This window comes from Pseudomonas fluorescens, from assembly GCF_902498065.1.
In the GTDB taxonomy this organism is placed as follows: domain Bacteria; phylum Pseudomonadota; class Gammaproteobacteria; order Pseudomonadales; family Pseudomonadaceae; genus Aquipseudomonas; species Aquipseudomonas fluorescens_BJ.
Window position 1 is genome coordinate 531578 of sequence record NZ_CABVIR010000003.1, and the last position, 20235, is coordinate 551812.

The following is a 20235-nucleotide window of genomic DNA, read 5'->3' on the forward strand; positions in this document are numbered from 1 at the left end:
CGCAGATCTGGCGAACGACGCCAAACCTGTGGGAGCGTGGCTTGCCCGCGATGAACGATGATGCGGTCTAGCGTTGGAGCACGAGGATCCGCGACAACAACTCATCCCGATCCACATAGCATCCCTGGAAATGCCGGGCGCCGCTGGCGGGGTCGAAGGCATTGCGCGCGTGAAGCGTGCGGCGGTTATCAAAACACCACATCTCCCCCGGATTGAGCCGCGTCATCACCCGAAAGCGCGCCTCGCGAGTCATCGCAATGAAGCGCCGGTAGGCGCGATACAGTCTGGGCATTTCCTCCACCGAAGCATCAAAAGGTCCGCGCAAAAAGTTCGCCATGCGGATTTCGGAAATCTGCCCCAAGGCATCCAAAGCAATGATCGGCGCGAGACAGCGATAGTCGCTGTGACGGTCCTTGTTGCGAAACTCCACGGGGACTTCACACAGCGCTTTGAACGACTCGGGATCTTCCTCGCGCAGTGCTTCGGCGATGGCAAAACCGTCGACGAAGATGCTTTCACCACCGTCGGCATCATTGACCAGGCAATGTAGAAATTGCAGTCCCGGTTGCAACTCCCGGGTGGGCAGGTCGCTGTGCAATGGCAGGTTGAACGCGGTGTAGGCGTTGCTGTCGGCATCGGCCTTGGACTGCACGTTGAACAACACACCGAAATTGCTCTCGCGGATGAAGGAAATACGTTGTGCGATCAGCTTCAGCGAACCGGGTTCGGTGGGCACGCCGCGCACTTGTGTCAGGCCGATATCGCGTACCGCCAGCAGCCATTGCAACAAGGCATCGTTATCATTCATCAGCGCTTGATAATCGAACACCGGCAGCGACAAGTCGCTTTTCCACAGCCGGGATTTTGGCTTGCCGGCCCGGCGTTCGGCGCGGGATTGGTCGTCATAGGCGTGGGCCCGTAACCAGCCCGGATCGAAGCGGCTGAGATGACCGTCCTGCCACTGGATGCGGAGACAGCCCTCAGGGTCGATGCTCGTCTCTGCCGGCATCAGGTCTTGCGCAACGTCGACGATTTCCAGCACCTGCTCACGGGTCACTGTGTAGACGCATTGCGGGCACGGGCAGTTGTCCCGCAGCCATTGATGATGAAAAGGGCTGACACGGGTATCAGCCCATGTCACCAGAACGCGATCCGCCAAGGCCTGCACGCCACTCAGCGCGCTGATCAACGGATAGGTACGGAAGTCGGCAAAAGCGGCGGCGGTGTTCATGGCGATCTCCTTGTTATTTTTTGGGGGGCAGCGCGATCACTCGGCCAATGTAGTCCGGGGTGGGCAGGTCGGTTTGTTGCGCAACGATGGCTTGCAGCTTGCCTAGCGTTTCTTCGCTGAACGGCGCGGAGCGGGGACCGGCAAGGTCGACGTGCAGCAGCATTTGTTCGTTGCCCGCCAGCTCTTTGTCGTCACCGACCAGATGCAGGCTGTGATAGAGGTGCAGGCGTTTGCTGTCGTGAGCGATGATCTGAGTGCGCACTTCAACGTCGGCGTCGAGCTTCACTTCATGCAGGTAATTGAGGTGCAGCTCGAGGGTGAACAGTGAATGGCCGCTGGCTTCGCGGTTGTTGCTGTCCATGCCTAGCCGGTCCATCAGCGCATCGGTGGCGTAGCTGAAAATCAGCAGGTAAAACGCGTCGCGCAGGTGGCCGTTGTAGTCGACCCAATCGGGGATGATTGTGGTGCTGTAAGTGGTGAGGGTAGGCATGAGGACTTATCCAATAGGTGTAGTGACTGCGCCGCCCTCATCGCGGGCAAGCCCGCTGCCACAGTTCTTGCGCTGTTCACAAATCCTGTGGGAGCGGGCTTACCCGCGATGGGGCCAGACCTGTTATTCGCTAAAGCTCATCCCATGCTTCTCTTTCGTGGTTTTCACTGCCTCCAGCACCGCCAGCAAGCAATCATCACGATAGCGTTCCAGCGCAGAAATGCTGTGTTTGCCCAGCTGATCACTGGTCCCGTCCACCACATCATCAATCAGCTTGTCGGTCAGTTCCGGCGCTGGCAGGTACGTCCACGGCAATTGCAACGCCGGGCCGAACTGCGCCATGAAGTGCCGCATGCCGGCATCGCCACCGGCCAGGGTGTAGGTCAAGAAGGTGCCCATGAACGACCAGCGCAGACCCGCGCCAAAGCGAATCGCATCGTCGATCTCCCCGGTCGTCGCCACCCCGTCGTTGACCAGGTGCAGCGCCTCACGCCACAGCGCTTCGAGCAGTCGGTCGGCAATGAACCCTGGCACTTCTTTACGCACATGCAGCGGGCGCATGCCGAGGGATTCGTAGACTTTCATGGCCGCTTGAACGGCTTGCGGTGCCGTGTTCTTGCCGCCGACCACTTCCACCAATGGCAGCAGATACACCGGGTTGAACGGGTGACCGACGACGCAGCGTTCCGGATGGGTCGAGCTCTCGTAGAACTCGCTTGGCAACAGGCCTGAGGTGCTGGAACCGATCAGTGCATTGGGCTTGGCCGCCGCGCTGATTTTGCTGTGCAATTCCAGTTTCAGTTCCAGACGCTCAGGGGCACTTTCCTGAATGAAATCAGCGTCGCGAACACACTCTTCAATCGTCGCGACAAAGCGCAGCCGATCCTGTGATGCGCCCGGTGCCAGGCCTTGTTTCTCCAGTGCGCCCCAGGCATTGGCCACGCGTTTGCGCAGGGCCGCTTCGGCGCCGGGCGCCGGGTCCCAGGCCACCACATCGAGGCCGTGGGCGAGGGCGCGGGACACCCAACCGCTGCCGATGACACCGCTGCCCAGGGCAGCGAAGGTTTTGATTTCGGTGATAAAGCTCATGGCGATTACCTGAATTTGGCTCGGAAAAAACTGTGGGAGCGAGCCTGCTCGCGATGGCGGTATTCCTGTCGCAGATGATGCTTCGGTTGCACCGACGTCATCACCGGCAAGCCGGTCTCGCTCCCACAGGGGGAAAGGTGTTGGGGTTAACCGCGCTTGGTCAGGCCCATTTTTGCCCGGCCTTCCGCCGGCGTCAGAACCCGGGCGCCGAGACGGCTGAGGATTTCCGAGGCGCGTTCGACCAATTGGCCGTTGGTCGCCAACACGCCTTTGTCCAGCCAGATGTTGTCTTCCAGGCCGACCCGCACGTTGCCGCCCAGCAGCACCGCTTGCGCCGCCATCGGCATCTGCATGCGACCGATACCAAAACCGGCCCACACGGCGTTGGCCGGCAGGTTATCGACCATGGCTTTCATGGTGGTGGTATCAGCCGGCGCGCCCCACGGGATGCCCAGGCAGAGCTGGAACAGCGGGTCATCGAGCAGGCCTTCCTTGATCAACTGTTTGGCGAACCACAGGTGACCGGTGTCGAAAATTTCCAGCTCGGCTTTCACGCCCAGCTCTTGAATGCGTTTGGCGCCTGCACGCAACTGCGCCGGGGTGGAGACGTAAATGGTGTCGCCGTCGCCGAAGTTCAGGGTGCCGCAATCCAGGGTGCAGATTTCCGGCAGCAGCTCTTCGACGTGGGCCAGACGGGTCAGCGGGCCGACCAGATCGGTGTTCGGGCCGAACTCCATCGGGTTCTCGCCCGCGCCGATTTCCAGGTCGCCGCCCATGCCGGCGGTGAGGTTGACGATGATGTCGACGTCGGCCTCGCGGATGCGCTCCATGACTTCGCGGTACAGCGCCACGTCACGGCTGAACTTGCCGGTTTCGGGGTTGCGCACGTGGCAGTGGACCACAGTGGCGCCGGCCTTGGCGGCTTCCACGGCGGCAGCGGCGATTTGTTTCGGGGTGACCGGCACGTGTGGGCTTTTGCTGGTCGTGTCGCCAGCACCGGTAAGTGCGCAGGTGATGATGACGTCGTGGTTCATGAGGCGGGTTCCTTGCAGGCGTGATGATTCCGTTCGCAGCCCCGTAGGGCTGCGAGTCGGTGGTTCAATCGGGGTTTATTTGCTGGTCAGTTTCAGGTTGTCAGCCGCCGGTTTGCCATCGAAGGTGGTCACACCTTCCAGCCAGCGTTGTTTGTCTTGCGGGTGATCTTTCAGCCATTGCTTGGCTGATTCGAAGGCGTCCTTGTGATCCAGCAGCGGCTGCATCATCCGGCTCTCGTCTTCGGCGGTGTAGGTCAGGTTGCTCAGCAGGCGGCCGATGTTCGGGCATTGCTCGGTGTAGTTCGGCGCGGTGACGGTCCAGACGGTGGCCATGCCTTCGTTCGGGCCCAGCGCGTCATCGCTGCCGGTGAGGTAAGTCATCTTCACGTTGACGTTCATCGGGTGCGGCGCCCAGCCGAAGAACACCACGGCTTCTTTGCGGCGTACGGCGCGATCCACCGCCGCAAGCATGCCGGCCTCACTGGACTCGACTAGCTGGAATTTGCCGAGGCCAAACTGGTTCTTGGCGATCATCGCCTTGATCTGGGTGTTGGCACCCGAGCCTGGCTCGATGCCGTAAATCTTGCCGCCCAGCTCTTTCTCGAATTTGGCGATGTCGGCGAAGGTTTTCAGGCCCTTGTCGGCGAGGTAAGTCGGCACGGCGAGGGTGGCGCGGGCGTCTTTCAGGCTGGGCGCTTCAAGCACTTTGACCTGATTGCCATCGACGAACGGGGTGATGGTCTGGGTCATCAACGGGTTCCAGTAGCCCAGGAACAAGTCCAAGCGCTGGTCGCGGATCCCGGCAAAGATGATTTGCTGGGAGGCGCTGGTTTGTTTGGTGTTGTAGCCGAGGCCATCGAGCAAGACCTGGGTCATGGCGCTGGTGGCGATCACGTCGGTCCAGTTCACGACGCCCATGCGTACGTTCTGGCACGATGCAGGTTCGGCGGCCATGACACTGGCGCTCAGAAAAGCGGTACCGCTGAGTGCAAGAACACAGCTGCTGATCAGTCGTTTCATCTCAGGTTTCCTCGGCAGTTCGTTATTGTGGGTCCGGTCGTCTTTGTGCGCCGGTGATGCCAAGTTACGCAGCTAAGGCCCCGTGAAAGCGCACTGCGGCGACCAGCTCTTGCACTGCAGCGACCTGACCTCTTGAATGGCGCTCGCAAGTGGCGTATCAACAACTACCCGCCAACCGAGTGCGCTCCATGTCCCAGGATTTCTACTTCATGTTGATGCCGGGTTTCTCGGCCATCGGTTTCATCTCGGCCATCGAGCCGCTACGGGTTGCGAATCGTTTTCGCGGCGAGCTGTATCGCTGGCATGTGCTGAGCGCAGACGGCGGGGCGGTGTTGGCCAGCAACGGCATGTCGGTGAACGCCGATGCGGCGCTGGAACCGCTGAAGAAAGGTGCGACGCTGTTGGTGGTCGCCGGCTTCGAACCGTTGAAATTCGCCACCCCGGCGCTGGAACACTGGCTGCGTCGACTGGACAACGAAGGCGTGACCCTTGGCGCCATCGACACCGGCAGCTTCGTCCTCGCCGAAGCCGGCCTGCTCGACGGCCATCGCCTGACCCTGCACTGGGAAGCCATCGACGCCTTCAAGGAGTCTTATCCACAGCTCAGCGTCACCCAGGAGCTGTTCGAGATAGACCGTCGACGCATCACCTCTGCCGGCGGCACCGCTTCCATCGACCTGATGCTCGACCTCATTTCCCAGGCCCACGGCCCGGAACTGGCGATCCAGGTCAGTGAACAATTCGTGCTCGGCCGCATCCGCCCGCGCAAAGACCACCAGCGCATGGAAGTCGCCACGCGGTATGGCATCAGCAACAAGAAACTCGTTCACGTGATAGGGGAGATGGAACAGCACAGCGAACCGCCGCTGACCACGCTGGAGTTGGCCGAGTCGATCAAGGTGACGCGCAGGCAGTTGGAGCGGTTGTTTCGGCTGCACCTGAACGACACGCCGAGCAATTTCTACCTGCGGCTAAGGCTGGAAAAAGCGCGGCAGTTGTTGCGGCAGACAGACATGAGTGTGCTGGAGGTGAGCATCGCGTGCGGGTTTGAGTCGCCGTCGTATTTCACCCGCAGCTATCGGGCACGTTTTGCCCGTTGCCCCCGGGAAGACCGGCGTACTGCCAACGCCTGATGCAGGTACACAGAACCAATGTGGGAGCCAGCCTGCTGGCGATGGCGGTGTGTCAGGCGACAATGTTGTTGACTGCTACTCCCTCATCGCCAGCAGGCTGGCTCCCACAGGTGATTTGTGTCGCCAGAAAGAACGCTTACTTCTTCACCAGCGCCGAACACGCCGCCTTGTAAGCCTCATGCTGATACTTGTTCAGCGTCGCCGGCAGCGCAAAATCAAACTTCTTGTTCTGCGCATTGATCGTCTGCGGCGACAACAGCGTCACCTCGCAGCTCTCCAGCAACTGAAAAACACCCTCGATCTTGAACGTCGTCGGCCCACCGGCGAACTCGCCTTTCTTGCTGCGCTTCTTGATCGCGATCCGGTCGATGGAATTCTCGCGAACAAACGACGCCACTTGAGCGGCAAAGACCTTGACGTTGGCGGCCTCGTCGTCATCGTCGAGGGCGATTTTCTTGGTGTTGAGCGCGACGTGGCTTAGCACCTGATCGTCGAGAGAGGCCACGGCGATGATCGCTTCGCTGCCTTTGATTTCGATGCCGCAGATTTTCATTTCGATCCCTTTACTGGCTGAAGTAAGCAGCTTTACCGCTCTGGTTGGCCGGAGTTTGCATCACTCCTGCCCAATCGACTCCAAAAACTCCGACCGCTCATCACTCATCCGCGCCACGCAGTCATTCTGCGCAATGGTGAACGCCTTGCTGCCACTGGTCGCCGGAAACGCTTCAACCGCGCAATCGGCATCCCGGGTTTTAAGCCATTGCTGCTGGGCGGCCTTGATTTTGGCGGTGATGTCGGCCAGTTGCGAAGGGCTCTTGCCGTAGAGCGTTTGCATGCGCTCGGTCAGGCTTTGGTAGTTGTCCTTGAGCAGGTCTTCGGCGGTGGTTCGGCTGTAGACCGAGCATTCCAGGGTCTGGACGTCGTTTTCGACCGCATCGCAGGGGTTGGTGTCGGACTCTTCAGCTGCCTGTACGCCGGTCGCTATCAGTGCCAAAGCCAGGAAGATCGATTTCATTGCGTCGCCCTAAATCCAGTAAGCATCCAGTAATGCGCCGAATTCTGGCCCAAGCGGCCGGCATTGAACAGCCGGGTGATCAGGCCCGATATCGACCCTTTGTCGCAGATTGACGCTTTCGGCAAACCCCCTGTCGTTTTTGCACCCGGCTGCACCGGTCCTCAGGCATATGCTGGCCCCAAAGCGCCGGCACACGATTCGGCGCACGAATCGCTAATAGGGGACAGCCTGATGAGCCCAGCCGAATTGCACGCCGACAGCATCGTTATCGACGGGCTGATTATTGCCAAGTGGAACCGCGAGCTGTTTGAAGACATGCGCAAGGGCGGTCTGACCGCGGCCAACTGCACCGTGTCGGTGTGGGAGGGCTTTCAGGCCACCGTCAACAACATCGCCGCCAGCCAGAAGCTGATCCGCGAGAACAGTGACCTGGTGATTCCGGTGCGCACCACCGCCGACATCCGTAAAGCCAAGGAGCAGGGCAAGACCGGCATCCTCTTCGGCTTCCAGAATGCTCACGCGTTTGAAGACCAGATCGGCTATGTCGAGGTGTTCAAGCAGCTGGGCGTCGGCATCGTACAGATGTGCTACAACACCCAGAATCTGGTCGGTACCGGTTGCTACGAACGCGATGGCGGCCTGTCGGGCTTCGGTCGTGAAATCGTTGCCGAGATGAACCGCGTTGGCGTCATGTGCGACCTGTCCCACGTCGGCTCGAAAACGTCCGAAGAAGTCATCCTCGAATCGAAGAAACCGGTCTGCTACTCCCATTGCCTGCCGTCGGGTCTGAAAATTCACCCGCGCAACAAGTCCGATGAAGAGCTGAAATTCATCGCCGATCACGGCGGTTTCGTCGGCGTGACCATGTTCGCGCCGTTCCTCGCCAAGGGCATCGATTCGACCATCGACGACTACGCCGAAGCGATCGAATACACCATGAACATCGTCGGCGAAGACGCCATCGGCATCGGCACCGACTTCACCCAGGGCCATGGCCAGGACTTCTTCGAATACCTGACCCATGACAAGGGCTACGCCCGCCGTCTGACCAGCTTCGGCAAGATCATCAACCCGCTGGGCATCCGCACCGTCGGCGAGTTCCCGAACCTGACCGAAACCCTGCTCAAGCGCGGCCACTCCGAGCGCGTGGTCCGCAAGATCATGGGCGAGAACTGGGTCAACGTCTTGAAGGATGTCTGGGGCGAATAAGCCGCCGCATCTGAAGAATCCTTTCCCCCGGCCGTCCGTGCCGGGGGCAACACCAAAATTTTTCTGGAGTTAAGTTTCCATGGCCAAGATCGCCCCGCAATTGCCTATCGAAGTCGACAGCGAAACCGGTGTCTGGACCTCCGACGCCCTGCCGATGCTGTACGTGCCGCGTCATTTCTTCGTCAACAACCACATGGGCATCGAGGAAGTGTTGGGCGCCGACGCCTACGCCGAAATTCTCTACAAGGCCGGCTACAAATCCGCCTGGCACTGGTGTGAAAAAGAAGCTGAATGCCATGGCCTGGAAGGCGTCGCGGTGTTCGAGCACTACATGAAGCGCCTGTCGCAGCGCGGCTGGGGCCTGTTCAAGATCCAGGACATCGACCTCGACAAAGGCACCGCCAGCGTCAAGCTCGAGCACTCGGCGTTCGTCTACGTCTACGGCAAGGTCGGGCGCAAGGTCGACTACATGTTCACTGGCTGGTTTGCCGGTGCCATGGACCAGATTCTGCAGGCCCGCGGCAGCAAGATTCGCACCGTTGCCGAACAAGTCTACGGTGGCTCCGAAGAAGGCCACGACGACGGTTTGTTCACCGTCAAGCCGTTGTAAGTCGAGGAACCCGCCATGGCTTTCGAAGCAATGTTCCAGCCGATCCAGATCGGCAAACTGACCATCCGTAACCGCGTGCTCAGCACCGCGCACGCCGAGGTCTATGCGACCGACGGCGGCATGACCACCGATCGGTACGTCAAGTATTACGAAGAGAAGGCCAAGGGCGGGATCGGCCTGGCGATCTGCGGCGGTTCGTCCGTGGTGGCCATCGACAGCCCGCAGGAATGGTGGAGTTCGGTGAACCTGTCCACCGATCGCATCATTCCGCACTTCCAGAATCTTGCCGACGCCATGCACAAGCACGGCGCCAAGATCATGATTCAGATTACCCACATGGGCCGTCGCTCGCGTTGGGACGGCTTCAACTGGCCGACGCTGATGTCGCCGTCGGGCGTGCGTGAGCCGGTGCACCGTGCCACTTGCAAAACCATCGAGCCGGAAGAAATCTGGCGGGTGATCGGCAACTACGCTCAGGCCGCGCGTCGCGCCAAGGCCGGTGGCCTGGACGGTATTGAATTGTCCGCCGTACACCAGCACATGATCGACCAGTTCTGGAGCCCGCGGGTCAACAAGCGTACCGACGAATGGGGCGGCACCTTTGAGGGCCGGATGAAGTTCGGTCTGGAAGTGCTCAAGGCCGTGCGTGCCGAAGTGGGCCCGGACTTCTGTGTCGGTATCCGCCTGTGCGGTGACGAATTCCATCCGGACGGCCTGTCCCATGAGGACATGAAGCAAATCGCCAAGTATTACGACGACACCGGCATGCTCGACTTCATCGGTGTGGTCGGTTCGGGTTGCGACACCCATAACACCCTGGCCAACGTTATCCCCAACATGAGTTATCCACCGGAGCCGTTCCTGCATTTGGCCGCCGGTATCAAGGAAGTGGTCAAGGTACCTGTGCTGCACGCGCAGAACATCAAAGACCCAAACCAGGCAACCCGCATCCTGGAAGGCGGTTACGTCGACATGGTCGGCATGACCCGTGCCCACATTGCCGACCCGCACTTGATCGCCAAGATCAAAATGGGTCAGATCGACCAGATCAAGCAATGCGTCGGTGCCAACTACTGCATCGACCGTCAGTACCAGGGCCTGGACGTGTTGTGCATCCAGAACGCCGCGACCTCCCGTGAATACATGGGCGTGCCACACATCATCGAGAAATCGACCGGTGTGAAGCGCAAAGTCGTGGTGGTCGGTGCCGGCCCGGCCGGGATGGAAGCGGCTCGCGTGTCCGCCGAACGTGGCCACGACGTCACCCTGTTCGAGAAGAAAGAATTCATCGGTGGGCAAATCACGACGGCGTCGAAAGCCCCGCAACGGGACCAGATCGCCGGTATCACGCGCTGGTTCCAGCTTGAGCTGGCGCGTCTGAAAGTCGACCTGCGCCTGGGCGTTGCCGCCGATGCGGCAACCATTCTCGACCTGCGTCCGGACGTGGTGGTGCTCGCTGTCGGCGGTCATCCATTCCTGGAGCAGAACGAGCACTGGGGCGCGGCTGAAGGCCTGGTCGTCAGCAGTTGGGACATCCTCGACGGCAAGGTCGCACCGGGCAAGAACGTGCTGGTCTACGACACCATTTGCGAGTTCACCGGGATGTCGACTGCCGACTTCCTCGCCGACAAGGGCAGCCAGGTCGAGATCGTCACCGACGACATCAAGCCGGGTGTAGCGATTGGCGGTACCTCGTTCCCGACGTACTACCGCAGCATGTACCCGAAAGAAGTGATCATGACCGGCGACATGATGCTGGAGAAGGTCTACCGCGAAGGCGACAAGCTGGTGGCGGTGCTGGAAAACGAATACACCGGTGCCAAAGAGGAGCGGGTGGTGGACCAGGTCGTTGTTGAAAACGGCGTGCGTCCGGACGAAGAAATCTACTACGCCATGAAGGAAGGCTCGCGCAACAAAGGCCAGGTGGACGTCGAAGCTTTGTTCGCGATCAAGCCGCAACCTTCGCTGAGTCAAGCAGGCGACGGCTACTTGCTGTTCCGCATCGGCGACTGCGTGGCCCAGCGCAACACCCATGCGGCGATCTATGACGCACTGCGGTTGTGCAAGGATTTCTAACGGCTTGCACATGACCCTGTGGGAGCGGGCTTGCCCGCGATAGCGGTGGGTCAGTCAATGCAAATGTGACTGACAAAATGCAATCGCGGGCAAGCCCGCTCCCACAGGAACCGAGTAAGGCATCTCGACCTGCAAGACCCCGAGGTCTTTGGGAGCTCCACCATGTTGAACACCCTTCTTCCAATCCTGTTGTTCGCTGCCCTGGGCCTTGCGGTTCTGGGCGCGTTGCGGCGGGTGGCTATGTGGCGCCGGGGCCGGGCTTCGAAAGTCGACCTGATCGGCGGCCTGTTCGCCATGCCCAAGCGTTACATGGTCGACTTGCACCACGTCGTCGCGCGGGACAAATACATCGCCAACACCCACGTCGCTACGGCCGGCGGTGCGGTGGCGTCCGCTGTGCTCGCGATTCTGGTGCACGGTTTCGGCCTGCATAACCGCTTCCTCGGTTATGCACTGTTGCTGATGACGGCCGTGATGTTCGTCGGCGCGATATTCGTGTACCTGCGTCGACGCAACCCACCGGCCCGTTTGTCCAAAGGCCCGTGGATGCGTTTGCCGAAAAGCCTGTTGGCGTTCTCGGCGTCGTTCTTCCTGGTGTCCCTGCCGGTCGCGGGTATCCTGCCGGAAAACTTCGGTGGCTGGATCCTGGCCGTGATCCTCGGGATCGGCGTGCTGTGGGGCGTTAGCGAACTGTTCTTCGGCATGACCTGGGGCGGCCCGATGAAGCACGCCTTCGCCGGTGCTTTGCACCTGGCCTGGCACCGTCGCGCCGAGCGTTTTGGCGGTGGTCGTTCCACCGGTTTGAAACCGCTGGACCTCAACGATCCAAGTGCACCGCTGGGTGTGGAAAAACCCAAGGATTTCACCTGGAACCAACTGCTCGGTTTCGACGCCTGCGTGCAGTGCGGTAAATGTGAAGCAGCCTGCCCGGCGTTCGCCGCCGGCCAGCCGTTGAACCCGAAAAAACTGATTCAGGACATGGTGGTCGGCCTCGCCGGTGGCACCGACGCCAAGTTCGCCGGCAGCCCGTATCCGGGCAAAGCGATTGGCGAGCACGCCGGCAACCCGCATCAACCGATCGTCAACGGTCTGGTAGACGCCGAAACCTTGTGGTCCTGCACCACCTGCCGTGCCTGCGTCGAGGAATGCCCAATGATGATCGAGCACGTCGATGCCATCGTCGACATGCGCCGCCATCTGACCCTGGAAAAAGGCGCGACCCCAAACAAGGGCGCCGAAGTCCTGGAAAACCTGATCGCCACCGACAACCCGGGCGGTTTTGCGCCGGGCGGGCGGATGAACTGGGCGGCGGACTTGAACCTCAATCTGCTCAGCGAAAAGAAATCCACAGACGTGCTGTTCTGGGTCGGCGATGGCGCTTTCGACATGCGCAACCAGCGCACCCTGCGCGCCTTCGTCAAAGTGCTGAAAGCGGCCAAAGTCGACTTCGCCGTGCTTGGTCTCGAAGAGCGTGACAGCGGCGACGTGGCCCGGCGTCTGGGCGACGAAGCAACCTTCCAGCTGTTGGCCAAACGCAACATCCAGACCCTGGCCAAGTACAGCTTCAACCGCATCGTCACCTGTGACCCGCACAGCTTCCACGTGCTGAAAAACGAATACGGCGCCTTCGACGGCAACTACCTGGTGCAGCACCACAGCACCTACATGGCGGAAATCATCGACGCGGGTGCGCTCAATCTCGGCCAGCACAAAGGCAGCAGCGTGACCTATCACGACCCCTGCTACCTCGGTCGCTACAACGGCGAGTACGAGGCGCCGCGTGAAGTGCTGCGCGCCCTCGGGATTGAAGTGAAAGAGATGCAACGTTCCGGTTTCCGCTCGCGCTGCTGTGGCGGTGGCGGCGGTGCGCCGATCACTGACATTCCGGGCAAGCAACGGATACCCGACATGCGCATGGAAGACATCCGCGAAACCGGCGCCGAACTGGTGGCCGTGGGTTGCCCACAGTGCACCGCGATGCTCGAAGGCGTGGTCGAACCACGTCCGTTGATCAAGGACATCGCCGAGTTGGTGGCCGACGCATTGCTTGAAGACGCAGCGCCAAGCAAACCGGGCACCCCGGCTCAACGTGAACCTGCGGAGGCCCACTGATGAGCGACATTATCCGCCGCGACCCCCGCGCCGAATGGATTGCCCGCAACCGCCTGCACCCGCTGCACGCGGCCATGCAACCGGCGCAACACAGCTGGATGGGGCCGAATGGCGTCATCCGCAAAAATCTCCATGGCATCGGTTTCATTGGCCCGAACGGCATCAAGCGCATTGACCGCAGTGGCGCGCAACAGGGCGGTGCGACCAAACGTTCGGCCGTTGTTGAAGTTCAATTGCCGCTGCATCAAGTGCCTGCACCTGCGTTCTACATCAACGTGGTGCCAGACATGGTCGGCGGTCGCTTGAGCAGCCACGACCGTGACTTGCTCGGCCTGGCGCATCAATTGGCCGGCCAGGATGGCGCGGTGTTGGCCGTGGTCTTCGGTGAGCACAAGGAAAACGCCTTCGCCACCGCTGGCGTCGATCGCTTGCTGGTGCTGGATGGCGATGAATTCAGTGGTTATGCACCGGAACAACGGGTCCAGGGCCTGCGGGCTGTGGATAACCAGTTCAGCCCGCGTCACTGGCTGCTGCCGGACAGCCGCAGCGGTGGCGGTGAACTCGGTCGACGCTTTGCCGCGGCCCTGGGCGAACGCCCGGCCACGCGGATCTGGCAGGTCAAGGATCAGGAATGCATCGGCCGCGCCGGTGCGGGGTTACAAGACCTTGCCCGTCCGGTCGCACGCCTGATTCTGGCCGCAGCCGAATGCGCCGAACCGGTCAGCGAAACCCGTCACGAAGCGTTGCCCGTGGAGTTATCCACAACCGTAGCGCGCAGCTTGTCGCGTATCGAAGACCTGGGCGCGGTGGCGGTGGACCCGGCGGCAATTCCGATGGCCGAAGCCGAGTTCATCTTCTCCGGTGGCAACGGGGTGAAAGACTGGGGACTTTTCCACAGGACCGCCGAAGCGCTCGGCGCCACCGAAGGCGCGTCTCGGGTGGCGGTGGACGATGGCTTCATGGCCCGTGACCGTCAGGTCGGCGCGTCCGGCACCTGGGTCACCGCGCGGGTCTACGTGGCCGTGGGGATTTCCGGGGCGATCCAGCACCTGCAAGGCATCGGTGCCTGCGACAAGGTGGTGGCAATCAACCTCGACCCCGGCTGCGACATGATCAAACGGGCCGACCTGTCGGTGATTGGCGACAGCGCCGAGATTCTTCAAGCCTTGATCGATGCGGTAGCGGCTTACCGCAACGACGCCAAGCGCGATGCGGCTTAAGGGAAGGAAAGGGTTATGAGCACGAAAATCATCAGCCTGGTGTCCATAGGCGCCCACCCGACTTCCGGCCGACCACGTCGCGCGGAGCAAGATGCGCGGGCGGTGGAGCTGGGCTTGCAACTGGCTGGGGATAACCTGCAAGTGCTGCACGCCGGCGACGTCGCGGAGCCTGCGCTGCGCGCCTATCTGGGCATGGGCCTGGAACAGTTGCATGTGCTGGAACAACCGCAGGGCGCCGATGCATTGCCGGCGTTGACCGCGTATTTGCGCGATGCCGGCGCGCAAGTCGTGCTGACCGGCAGCCAGGCAGAAACCGGCGAAGGCTCGGGCATGCTGCCGTTTCTGCTGGCGGAAAGCCTTGGCTGGCCGCTGGTGGTCGGGCTGGCTCAGGTGGAATCCATCGACGGCAGTACAGCGCTGGTGCTGCAAGCCTTGCCCCGTGGTCAGCGTCGTCGTTTGAAAGTACGGCTGCCGTTTCTCGCGACAGTGGATAACGCCGCGCCGAAGCCTCGGCAGAGCGCATACGGCCCGGCCAGGCGCGGGGTGTTGCAGGCGGATGAAGTCGAAGTGATTGACGATGAACTGCTGGCGGTTGCGACGCTGCAACCCGCCAAACCGCGGCCTAAACGCTTGAAGGTGATCAAGGCCAAAAGCGGCGCAGACCGGATGAAAGCCGCGACGGCCAAGGCCAGTGGCGGCGGCGGACAAGTGCTTAAAGGCGTGACTGCGCAAGCGGGTGCCGAGGCGATTCTCAAGTTGCTGATCGAGGAAGGCGTGGTTCGCTGACTTGATCTAACCGCTATCCACTGTGGGAGCGAGCTTGCTCGCGATGTCGGACTTGCATTCAACAGTGATGTCGTCTGACAAACCGCTATCGCGAGCAAGGAAAAGTAATGACCGTTGAATTTCGTTCGGCCCAGCGCAGTGATGCGCGGGAGATTGCCCGTTTGTTCCAGATTTCCTCGGAAGGCGCTTCGGATTACATCTGGAGTCAACTGGCCGAGCCCGGCCAGGATCTGCTGGACGTAGGCGCTGCCCGTTACGCCCGTGACGACGTGGATTTTTCCTGGCAGAACTGCCTCATCGCCGAGGCAGACGGCCACGTCATTGGCATGATGCACAGCTACGTGATGCGCCACGATCCATTGGCCGAGCCCACGACCGACCCGGTGCTGGCGCCGTATGCCGACATGGAAGTCCCCGACACGCTCTACATCTCCAGCCTCGCGCTGCACGAGGGCTGGCGCAATCAGGGCCTCGGCAAGCAGTTCCTCGCCCACGCTCACGAGCGTGCCAGCCAGCTGGGCCTCAAGGGTTTGAGCCTGATCGACTACGCCGTCAACACCGGCGCCCGCCGGTTCTACGAGCGCCAGGGCTTTCGTATCGTCGATACCTGCCAGATCACGCCCCACCCGATGATTCGGGTGACCGGCGATGCCTACCTCATGCAGTGGCCCTAGTGAGCTACGTTTCTCTGTAAGCGGTTCGAGGTCACAGCAGAGTCGTTCAACAGGATCTGATCGCGGTTACCCACAAAGCCTGTGTGCGCCTCTGTGGATAACCTGTTTGCCCTTTGCTGCAGGCCTTAGAAATTAAGCGCTGGGTGTCTTTGCGCAAAAAACAGCCTTCGTAGCCAATCCTCAATCTCCTAAATGTCCACTCTCTTTTATTGTGTTGATATTTCTGCATTCAATGTTGGTGATTGGATTTAAGCACTATATTAATTTCCGAAAGGTGTTGATACACATAAAGTGTGGCTGGCGAGTTAGAATTTTTGTAGGGGTTGCAGGAAATATTTAGATGGAAAATGTACAAGTCAAAATGCTTTACAGAGGAGAGAGTGACTTATTAAGCTTCGTGCCGGTTTAATGTTGCAGGCCGGCGCGGAGATTATTAATTCTCATGCGAGTCTGAAGTTTATTATTTGGTGCGGGTGCTTATAGTCATGGGCTTTGGAGATTTCGGAAATTCGCTGCTGAGCAAGTATTCGGACATCAGCATTATATTTCCTGAAGACAGTTCTTATGAGGCGGCCAGGCAGCTTTATAATCGAATGCACAATCTCTATCCGGCAATGATTATAAGAACACAGAATCAATCAGCGTTGAAAGAGCTTATTCAATATGTGGCGCTCAATGAAATTGAACTGGCCATTCGAGGTGGCGGGCACCATATCGCGGGATTTGGTTCTACTCAAGGAGGAATACTTCTTGATTTTTCCATTTGCAGGGATGTTGTCATTGATGAAGCGAAGGGGGTTGCGAGCGTTTCTCCGGGTGCTCGTTTAGGTGATGTAGATCGAGCGCTCTGCCAGAAGGGTTACGTCATCCCTACCGGAACAGTCAGTGATACAGGTATTGCCGGCTTAACCTTGGGTGGTGGGATTGGTTGGCTTCTGGGAACTTATGGGTTTACTTGTGAGAATTTAGTGGGGGCGGATGTTCTACTGGCTTCGGGTGAAGTTGTCAGGGCTGAAGATCCGGGCCATGAAGACCTGCTGTGGGCGTTACGAGGCGGGGGAGGAAACTTCGGTGTTGTGCTTGAATTCAGGTATGGATTATCGAAACTACCCAGTGTCTATTGCGGAACAATAGAGGTATTTGATAAGGACATTGAAGGTGCGCTGAACAGCCTTGTCGTCTATCTGGATAAACATTGCCCGTCAAATCTGGTTGTTGCGCCTGTGCTCCAGAATCTGGGCCATGATCGAGGCTGCTGTCTTTCTATCGACTTTTGTCTCAGTGGCTCAGCAGACCACATGGAAATCGTGAGGCTCGAAGAGTATTTGGGATTGCCGCACAAGCACATTTTTCTGACGAATGATTTCGTGTCATGGCAGTCGTGGTCTGACGAGCGTTTCGCCCAGCCGATGAGAGGGTACTGGAAGTCAGTTTGCCCAGACGTGCTCGGTGAGGAAACATGGCCGTTGTTGTTAAAGTGGATTGAGGGAGTTCCTGGTTCCAATTGCAGCATCACCATCGAGCATCTCAATCCCTCTCGCCGGCCTGAGAAGCCTGTCGAATCTGCCCTCCCGATCGTTGATAAAAATTATGGAATTCTGTTTTCTGCTCGTTGGTTAGCCTCAAGTGATGACTTGAAATACGTGAGCTGGGTAAAAGGCGCTGTCGAATCCATAACCAGCAGGCAACGGTATTCCTCCTACTCGAACTACACGTTTGAGGGGGAAAACAATGACCAGGCTGTACGTGCGATCGAACGAGACAGGTTGTTCCAGACAAAGCGAAAATATGACCCATCCAATGTATTCAGGCGTAATCATAATATTCAACGCAACACGTCATGAATGCGGTATTCGATACTGAATAATTATCTGATTAGTTGATTTGCAAGAAATCAAGAAGCCTAAGACAGGAACGCATTCATGTGTGGAATACCCTTTCTGGATAGGCACGTGACAAGCCTGGCCTTGAGTTTGGCCGCAAAAGACAAGGTCGTCGATGGGGTCGAGAAGATGCCTTTACGGAGAGCATTTGCCGGTAGGCTGCCTCATGAAATATTGCAGCGACGTAAACTAGCGTTTCCGGATGCGCCAGCAAAAAATTACAGTGAGATACTGGCGTCGAATATCAATACTGAATGTTTTGACGGCCTTTTTTCTCGCGAGGATTTCAAACGTTTCGAACGGGATGGAAAAAGTCCGTGGGCGATGTTTGGTGTTAATGCGTTCAATAATTTGTTGTGTAGAAAGCGTTAAGACTTCCGTAGATAAGCACTCCGTTGATGAGGGAAGTGTTTTTATCCACAGGTACTGTGGGTAATTTGTGGATAAAGGCGTGTCTCGCCAAGAAACAGCCAAAGTAGGGGGTTGGATGCAATCCATACGCAGATTTTCAGCTCAGTCTTAGCAGCCTTCTCGCGTTTTTTTGGGATAACTTTGTCAGCGATGCAAAACTTGCCCCCAATCTCTGTTGGCGCTTCTGTGGATAAGATGTTCGCTGACCGCTGTAACCCTTATAGGTAGGGCCTTTCAGTGATGTGATTAAAAAACGTTCAATTTGCTGGATTAGAGGATAAATACCTACGTAACCCCCTGATTTTTCGTGACCTCTACCGTTTTTCCACAGCAGGGCAAAAGTTGCCCCCAAAGTCTGTTGGCGCTTCTGTGGATAAGGTGTTCGCCATCCGCTACAGGCCACGTATTGCGTGGCTTTCAGCTGTCAGGTCAAAAAACAACCAATCGCTGTTTAAAACCCTGCTTCTGTATAAGTCACGGATTTTCTTTGGTTTCTGTGGAGAAAGTTACGCGTCATCTGACACTTGTCCCCATTAGCTGTGGGTGGATGTGTGGATAACTTGTTTGCGAAAGGCTGGAAGCCACGAACGGCATAGTGCTGAACGCAATAGATTATATTTCGTACAGTTCTAAGGCGGTGGAGAATCAGAAAGGGATGTATGGCGAGGAATGACGCTATCGTCGGAACGCCGCCCGGAGCAAGCTTGCTCCTACAGGGGAATCGGGGCGTAAGCCAATTTCGTGAACGACCCGGGCCTGTAGGAGCAAGCTTGCTCGCGATGCTTTTGATCTTTAACCCTGAACCGGTACCCCTTTGAGATAAGGCGCAGGTTCCGCGCCCAGATTGTTCAGCAACCGCTCGCTGTACCAATCCACAAAGTTCACCACGCCAAACTCGTAAGTCTTGGAGTAAGGGCCCGGCTGGTACGCCGTGGAGTTGATCCCGCGCTGGTTCTCTTCTGCCAGGCGACGGTCCTGGTCGTTGGTCGCATCCCAGACCTGGCGCATGCGCTCCACGTCGTAGTCCACGCCTTCAACCGCGTCCTTGTGCACGATCCACTTGGTGGTGACCATGGTTTCCTGAGCACTGATCGGCCACACGGTGAAGACGATGATGTGGTCGCCCATGCAGTGGTTCCACGAGTGCGGCAGGTGCAGGATGCGCATCGAGCCCAGGTCCGGGTTCTTGATGCGGCCCATGAGTTTGGCGCAGCCCTGTTTGCCGTCCAGGGTCATCGACACGGTGCCCTTGAGCAGCGGCATGCGCACGATGCGGTTACGCAGGCCGAAGCTGGCGTGGGCGTAAGGAATCTTCTCGGCTTCCCAGGCAGCGGCGGAGGCGGCGACGTGATCCTTGAAGGCCTGGTCGGCACGTGGGTCGGTGACGTCGTCCCATTCCAGCAGGGTTTTCAGCAATTCCGGGTGCGACGCGTTGCAGTGATAGCACTCGCGGTTGTTTTCCAGTACCAGTTTCCAGTTGGCCTTTTCCATCAAGGTGGTTTGCACCGCCACCTTGGTGTTCTCCATGTCGTACGGTTCCATGTAATGGTTGAGCGTCGACAGGAAGTCATCGATGGCCGGCGGGTTCTCCGACAGGCTGATGAAGATGTAGCCGCCGGCGGTCTTCACGTTCACCGGTTTGAGGCCGTACTGTTTCATGTCGAAGTCGGCGCCCATCTCGGTGCCGGCGAACAGCAGGCGACCGTCCAGTTCGTAGGTCCACTGGTGGTAGTGGCAAACCAGCTTGGCGACTTTGCCTTTTTCGCTGGTGCACAGCCGCGAACCGCGGTGACGGCAGACGTTGTGGAAGGCGTGAACCACGCCCTCGGCGCCACGAATCACGATGATCGGGTTCTTGCCGACTTGCAGGGTCAGGTAGTTGCCCTTGGTCGGAATCTCACAGGTCATGCCGGCGATCAACCACTCTTTCTGGAAGATCTCCTGCATGTCGATATCAAACAGCCGCTCGTCAGAGTAAAACGGCTGCGGCAGCGAGAAAGTGCGCTCGCGCTCTTGCAGCATCTGTGCGGTGGCCTTGCGTGCGGGTTCCAGCGGATCGCCCAGGCTGATTTTTGCGGTGACGTCCATCGATGTGATCCTCAAGGCCATTCTGTGTGGCCGGCGAAAGTGGCTAATCAGGTTGCTGCTCAGGTTTGCTACGCAAGGTGTAAAGGTTGTGTCTTGGTATGGGGCGAGTGTGGGGCCGGCGTTGCGCGGAACCTTATCCATGGGCGACATGGCC

18 protein-coding genes are annotated in these 20235 nt (G+C 58.9%); 10 read left to right on the top strand and 8 right to left on the bottom strand.

Features of this window, described 5'->3' with window-relative positions:
- Positions 1-67: 67 nt before the first annotated feature.
- The 5 genes from F8N43_RS15230 to choX form a co-directional block, all read right to left on the bottom strand.
- Positions 68-1231, bottom strand: a complete 1164-nt coding sequence (locus F8N43_RS15230) for a gamma-butyrobetaine dioxygenase (RefSeq protein WP_150633763.1) — start codon at positions 1229-1231, stop codon at positions 68-70.
- Positions 1232-1244: 13 nt separating this feature from the next.
- A complete protein-coding gene (locus F8N43_RS15235; RefSeq protein WP_150633764.1) occupies positions 1245-1721 on the bottom strand; it encodes a thioesterase family protein in 477 nt (158 codons plus the stop codon).
- A 123-nt stretch (positions 1722-1844) separates the two neighbouring features.
- Positions 1845-2810, bottom strand: coding sequence for an L-carnitine dehydrogenase (locus F8N43_RS15240; protein ID WP_150633765.1), 966 nt, complete (start codon positions 2808-2810; stop codon positions 1845-1847).
- Positions 2811-2956: 146 nt separating this feature from the next.
- Positions 2957-3844: a 3-keto-5-aminohexanoate cleavage protein gene (locus tag F8N43_RS15245; RefSeq protein ID WP_017341199.1), complete on the bottom strand. Its 888-nt coding sequence runs from the start codon at positions 3842-3844 to the stop codon at positions 2957-2959.
- 75 nt (positions 3845-3919) lie between these two features.
- Positions 3920-4864, bottom strand: a complete 945-nt coding sequence (choX, locus tag F8N43_RS15250) for a choline ABC transporter substrate-binding protein (protein WP_150634413.1) — start codon at positions 4862-4864, stop codon at positions 3920-3922.
- 188 nt (positions 4865-5052) lie between these two features.
- On the opposite strand from choX, the gene F8N43_RS15255 reads away from it, so the two are divergent.
- Entirely contained in the window at positions 5053-5997 is a 945-nt protein-coding gene (locus F8N43_RS15255; protein WP_150653984.1) for a GlxA family transcriptional regulator, read from the top strand.
- A 136-nt stretch (positions 5998-6133) separates the two neighbouring features.
- On the opposite strand, the gene F8N43_RS15260 is transcribed toward F8N43_RS15255, so the two are convergent.
- Positions 6134-6550, bottom strand: a complete 417-nt coding sequence (locus F8N43_RS15260; RefSeq protein ID WP_150634415.1) for a DUF3010 family protein — start codon at positions 6548-6550, stop codon at positions 6134-6136.
- A 60-nt stretch (positions 6551-6610) separates the two neighbouring features.
- Positions 6611-7012, bottom strand: a complete 402-nt coding sequence (locus F8N43_RS15265) for a lysozyme inhibitor LprI family protein (protein WP_150634416.1) — start codon at positions 7010-7012, stop codon at positions 6611-6613.
- 231 nt (positions 7013-7243) lie between these two features.
- On the opposite strand from F8N43_RS15265, the gene F8N43_RS15275 reads away from it, so the two are divergent.
- The 9 genes from F8N43_RS15275 (at position 7244) to F8N43_RS15320 (ending at position 17954) form a co-directional block, all read left to right on the top strand.
- A complete protein-coding gene (locus tag F8N43_RS15275; RefSeq protein WP_008033250.1) occupies positions 7244-8221 on the top strand; it encodes a dipeptidase in 978 nt (325 codons plus the stop codon).
- Positions 8222-8300: 79 nt separating this feature from the next.
- Positions 8301-8831 carry a DUF5943 domain-containing protein gene (locus tag F8N43_RS15280; protein ID WP_008033249.1) on the top strand — a complete coding sequence of 177 codons (531 nt, stop codon included), beginning with the start codon at positions 8301-8303 and terminating at the stop codon, positions 8829-8831.
- 15 nt (positions 8832-8846) lie between these two features.
- Positions 8847-10907, top strand: a complete 2061-nt coding sequence (gene dgcA, locus F8N43_RS15285; RefSeq protein ID WP_150634418.1) for a dimethylglycine demethylation protein DgcA — start codon at positions 8847-8849, stop codon at positions 10905-10907.
- Between the two features lie 162 nt (positions 10908-11069).
- Positions 11070-13019: a dimethylglycine demethylation protein DgcB gene (gene dgcB, locus F8N43_RS15290; RefSeq protein WP_150653985.1), complete on the top strand. Its 1950-nt coding sequence runs from the start codon at positions 11070-11072 to the stop codon at positions 13017-13019.
- Positions 13019-14239, top strand: a complete 1221-nt coding sequence (locus tag F8N43_RS15295) for an electron transfer flavoprotein subunit alpha/FixB family protein (protein WP_150653986.1) — start codon at positions 13019-13021, stop codon at positions 14237-14239. The genes dgcB and F8N43_RS15295 overlap by 1 nt, the downstream gene beginning before the upstream one ends.
- A gap of 15 nt (positions 14240-14254) precedes the next feature.
- Positions 14255-15025, top strand: coding sequence for an electron transfer flavoprotein subunit beta (locus tag F8N43_RS15300; RefSeq protein WP_150653987.1), 771 nt, complete (start codon positions 14255-14257; stop codon positions 15023-15025).
- A gap of 107 nt (positions 15026-15132) precedes the next feature.
- The gene (locus F8N43_RS15310) at positions 15133-15699 is read left to right on the top strand and encodes a GNAT family N-acetyltransferase (RefSeq protein WP_150639096.1); all 567 of its coding nucleotides are present in this window, start codon (positions 15133-15135) and stop codon (positions 15697-15699) included.
- Between the two features lie 485 nt (positions 15700-16184).
- Positions 16185-17543, top strand: coding sequence for an FAD-dependent oxidoreductase (locus tag F8N43_RS15315; RefSeq protein WP_150653988.1), 1359 nt, complete (start codon positions 16185-16187; stop codon positions 17541-17543).
- 78 nt (positions 17544-17621) lie between these two features.
- Positions 17622-17954: an asparagine synthase-related protein gene (locus tag F8N43_RS15320; RefSeq protein WP_150653989.1), complete on the top strand. Its 333-nt coding sequence runs from the start codon at positions 17622-17624 to the stop codon at positions 17952-17954.
- A gap of 831 nt (positions 17955-18785) precedes the next feature.
- Here the strand turns inward: F8N43_RS15320 and gbcA are convergent.
- A complete protein-coding gene (gene gbcA / locus F8N43_RS15325) occupies positions 18786-20081 on the bottom strand; it encodes a glycine-betaine demethylase subunit GbcA (RefSeq protein ID WP_150634425.1) in 1296 nt (431 codons plus the stop codon).
- Positions 20082-20235 lie beyond the last annotated feature (154 nt).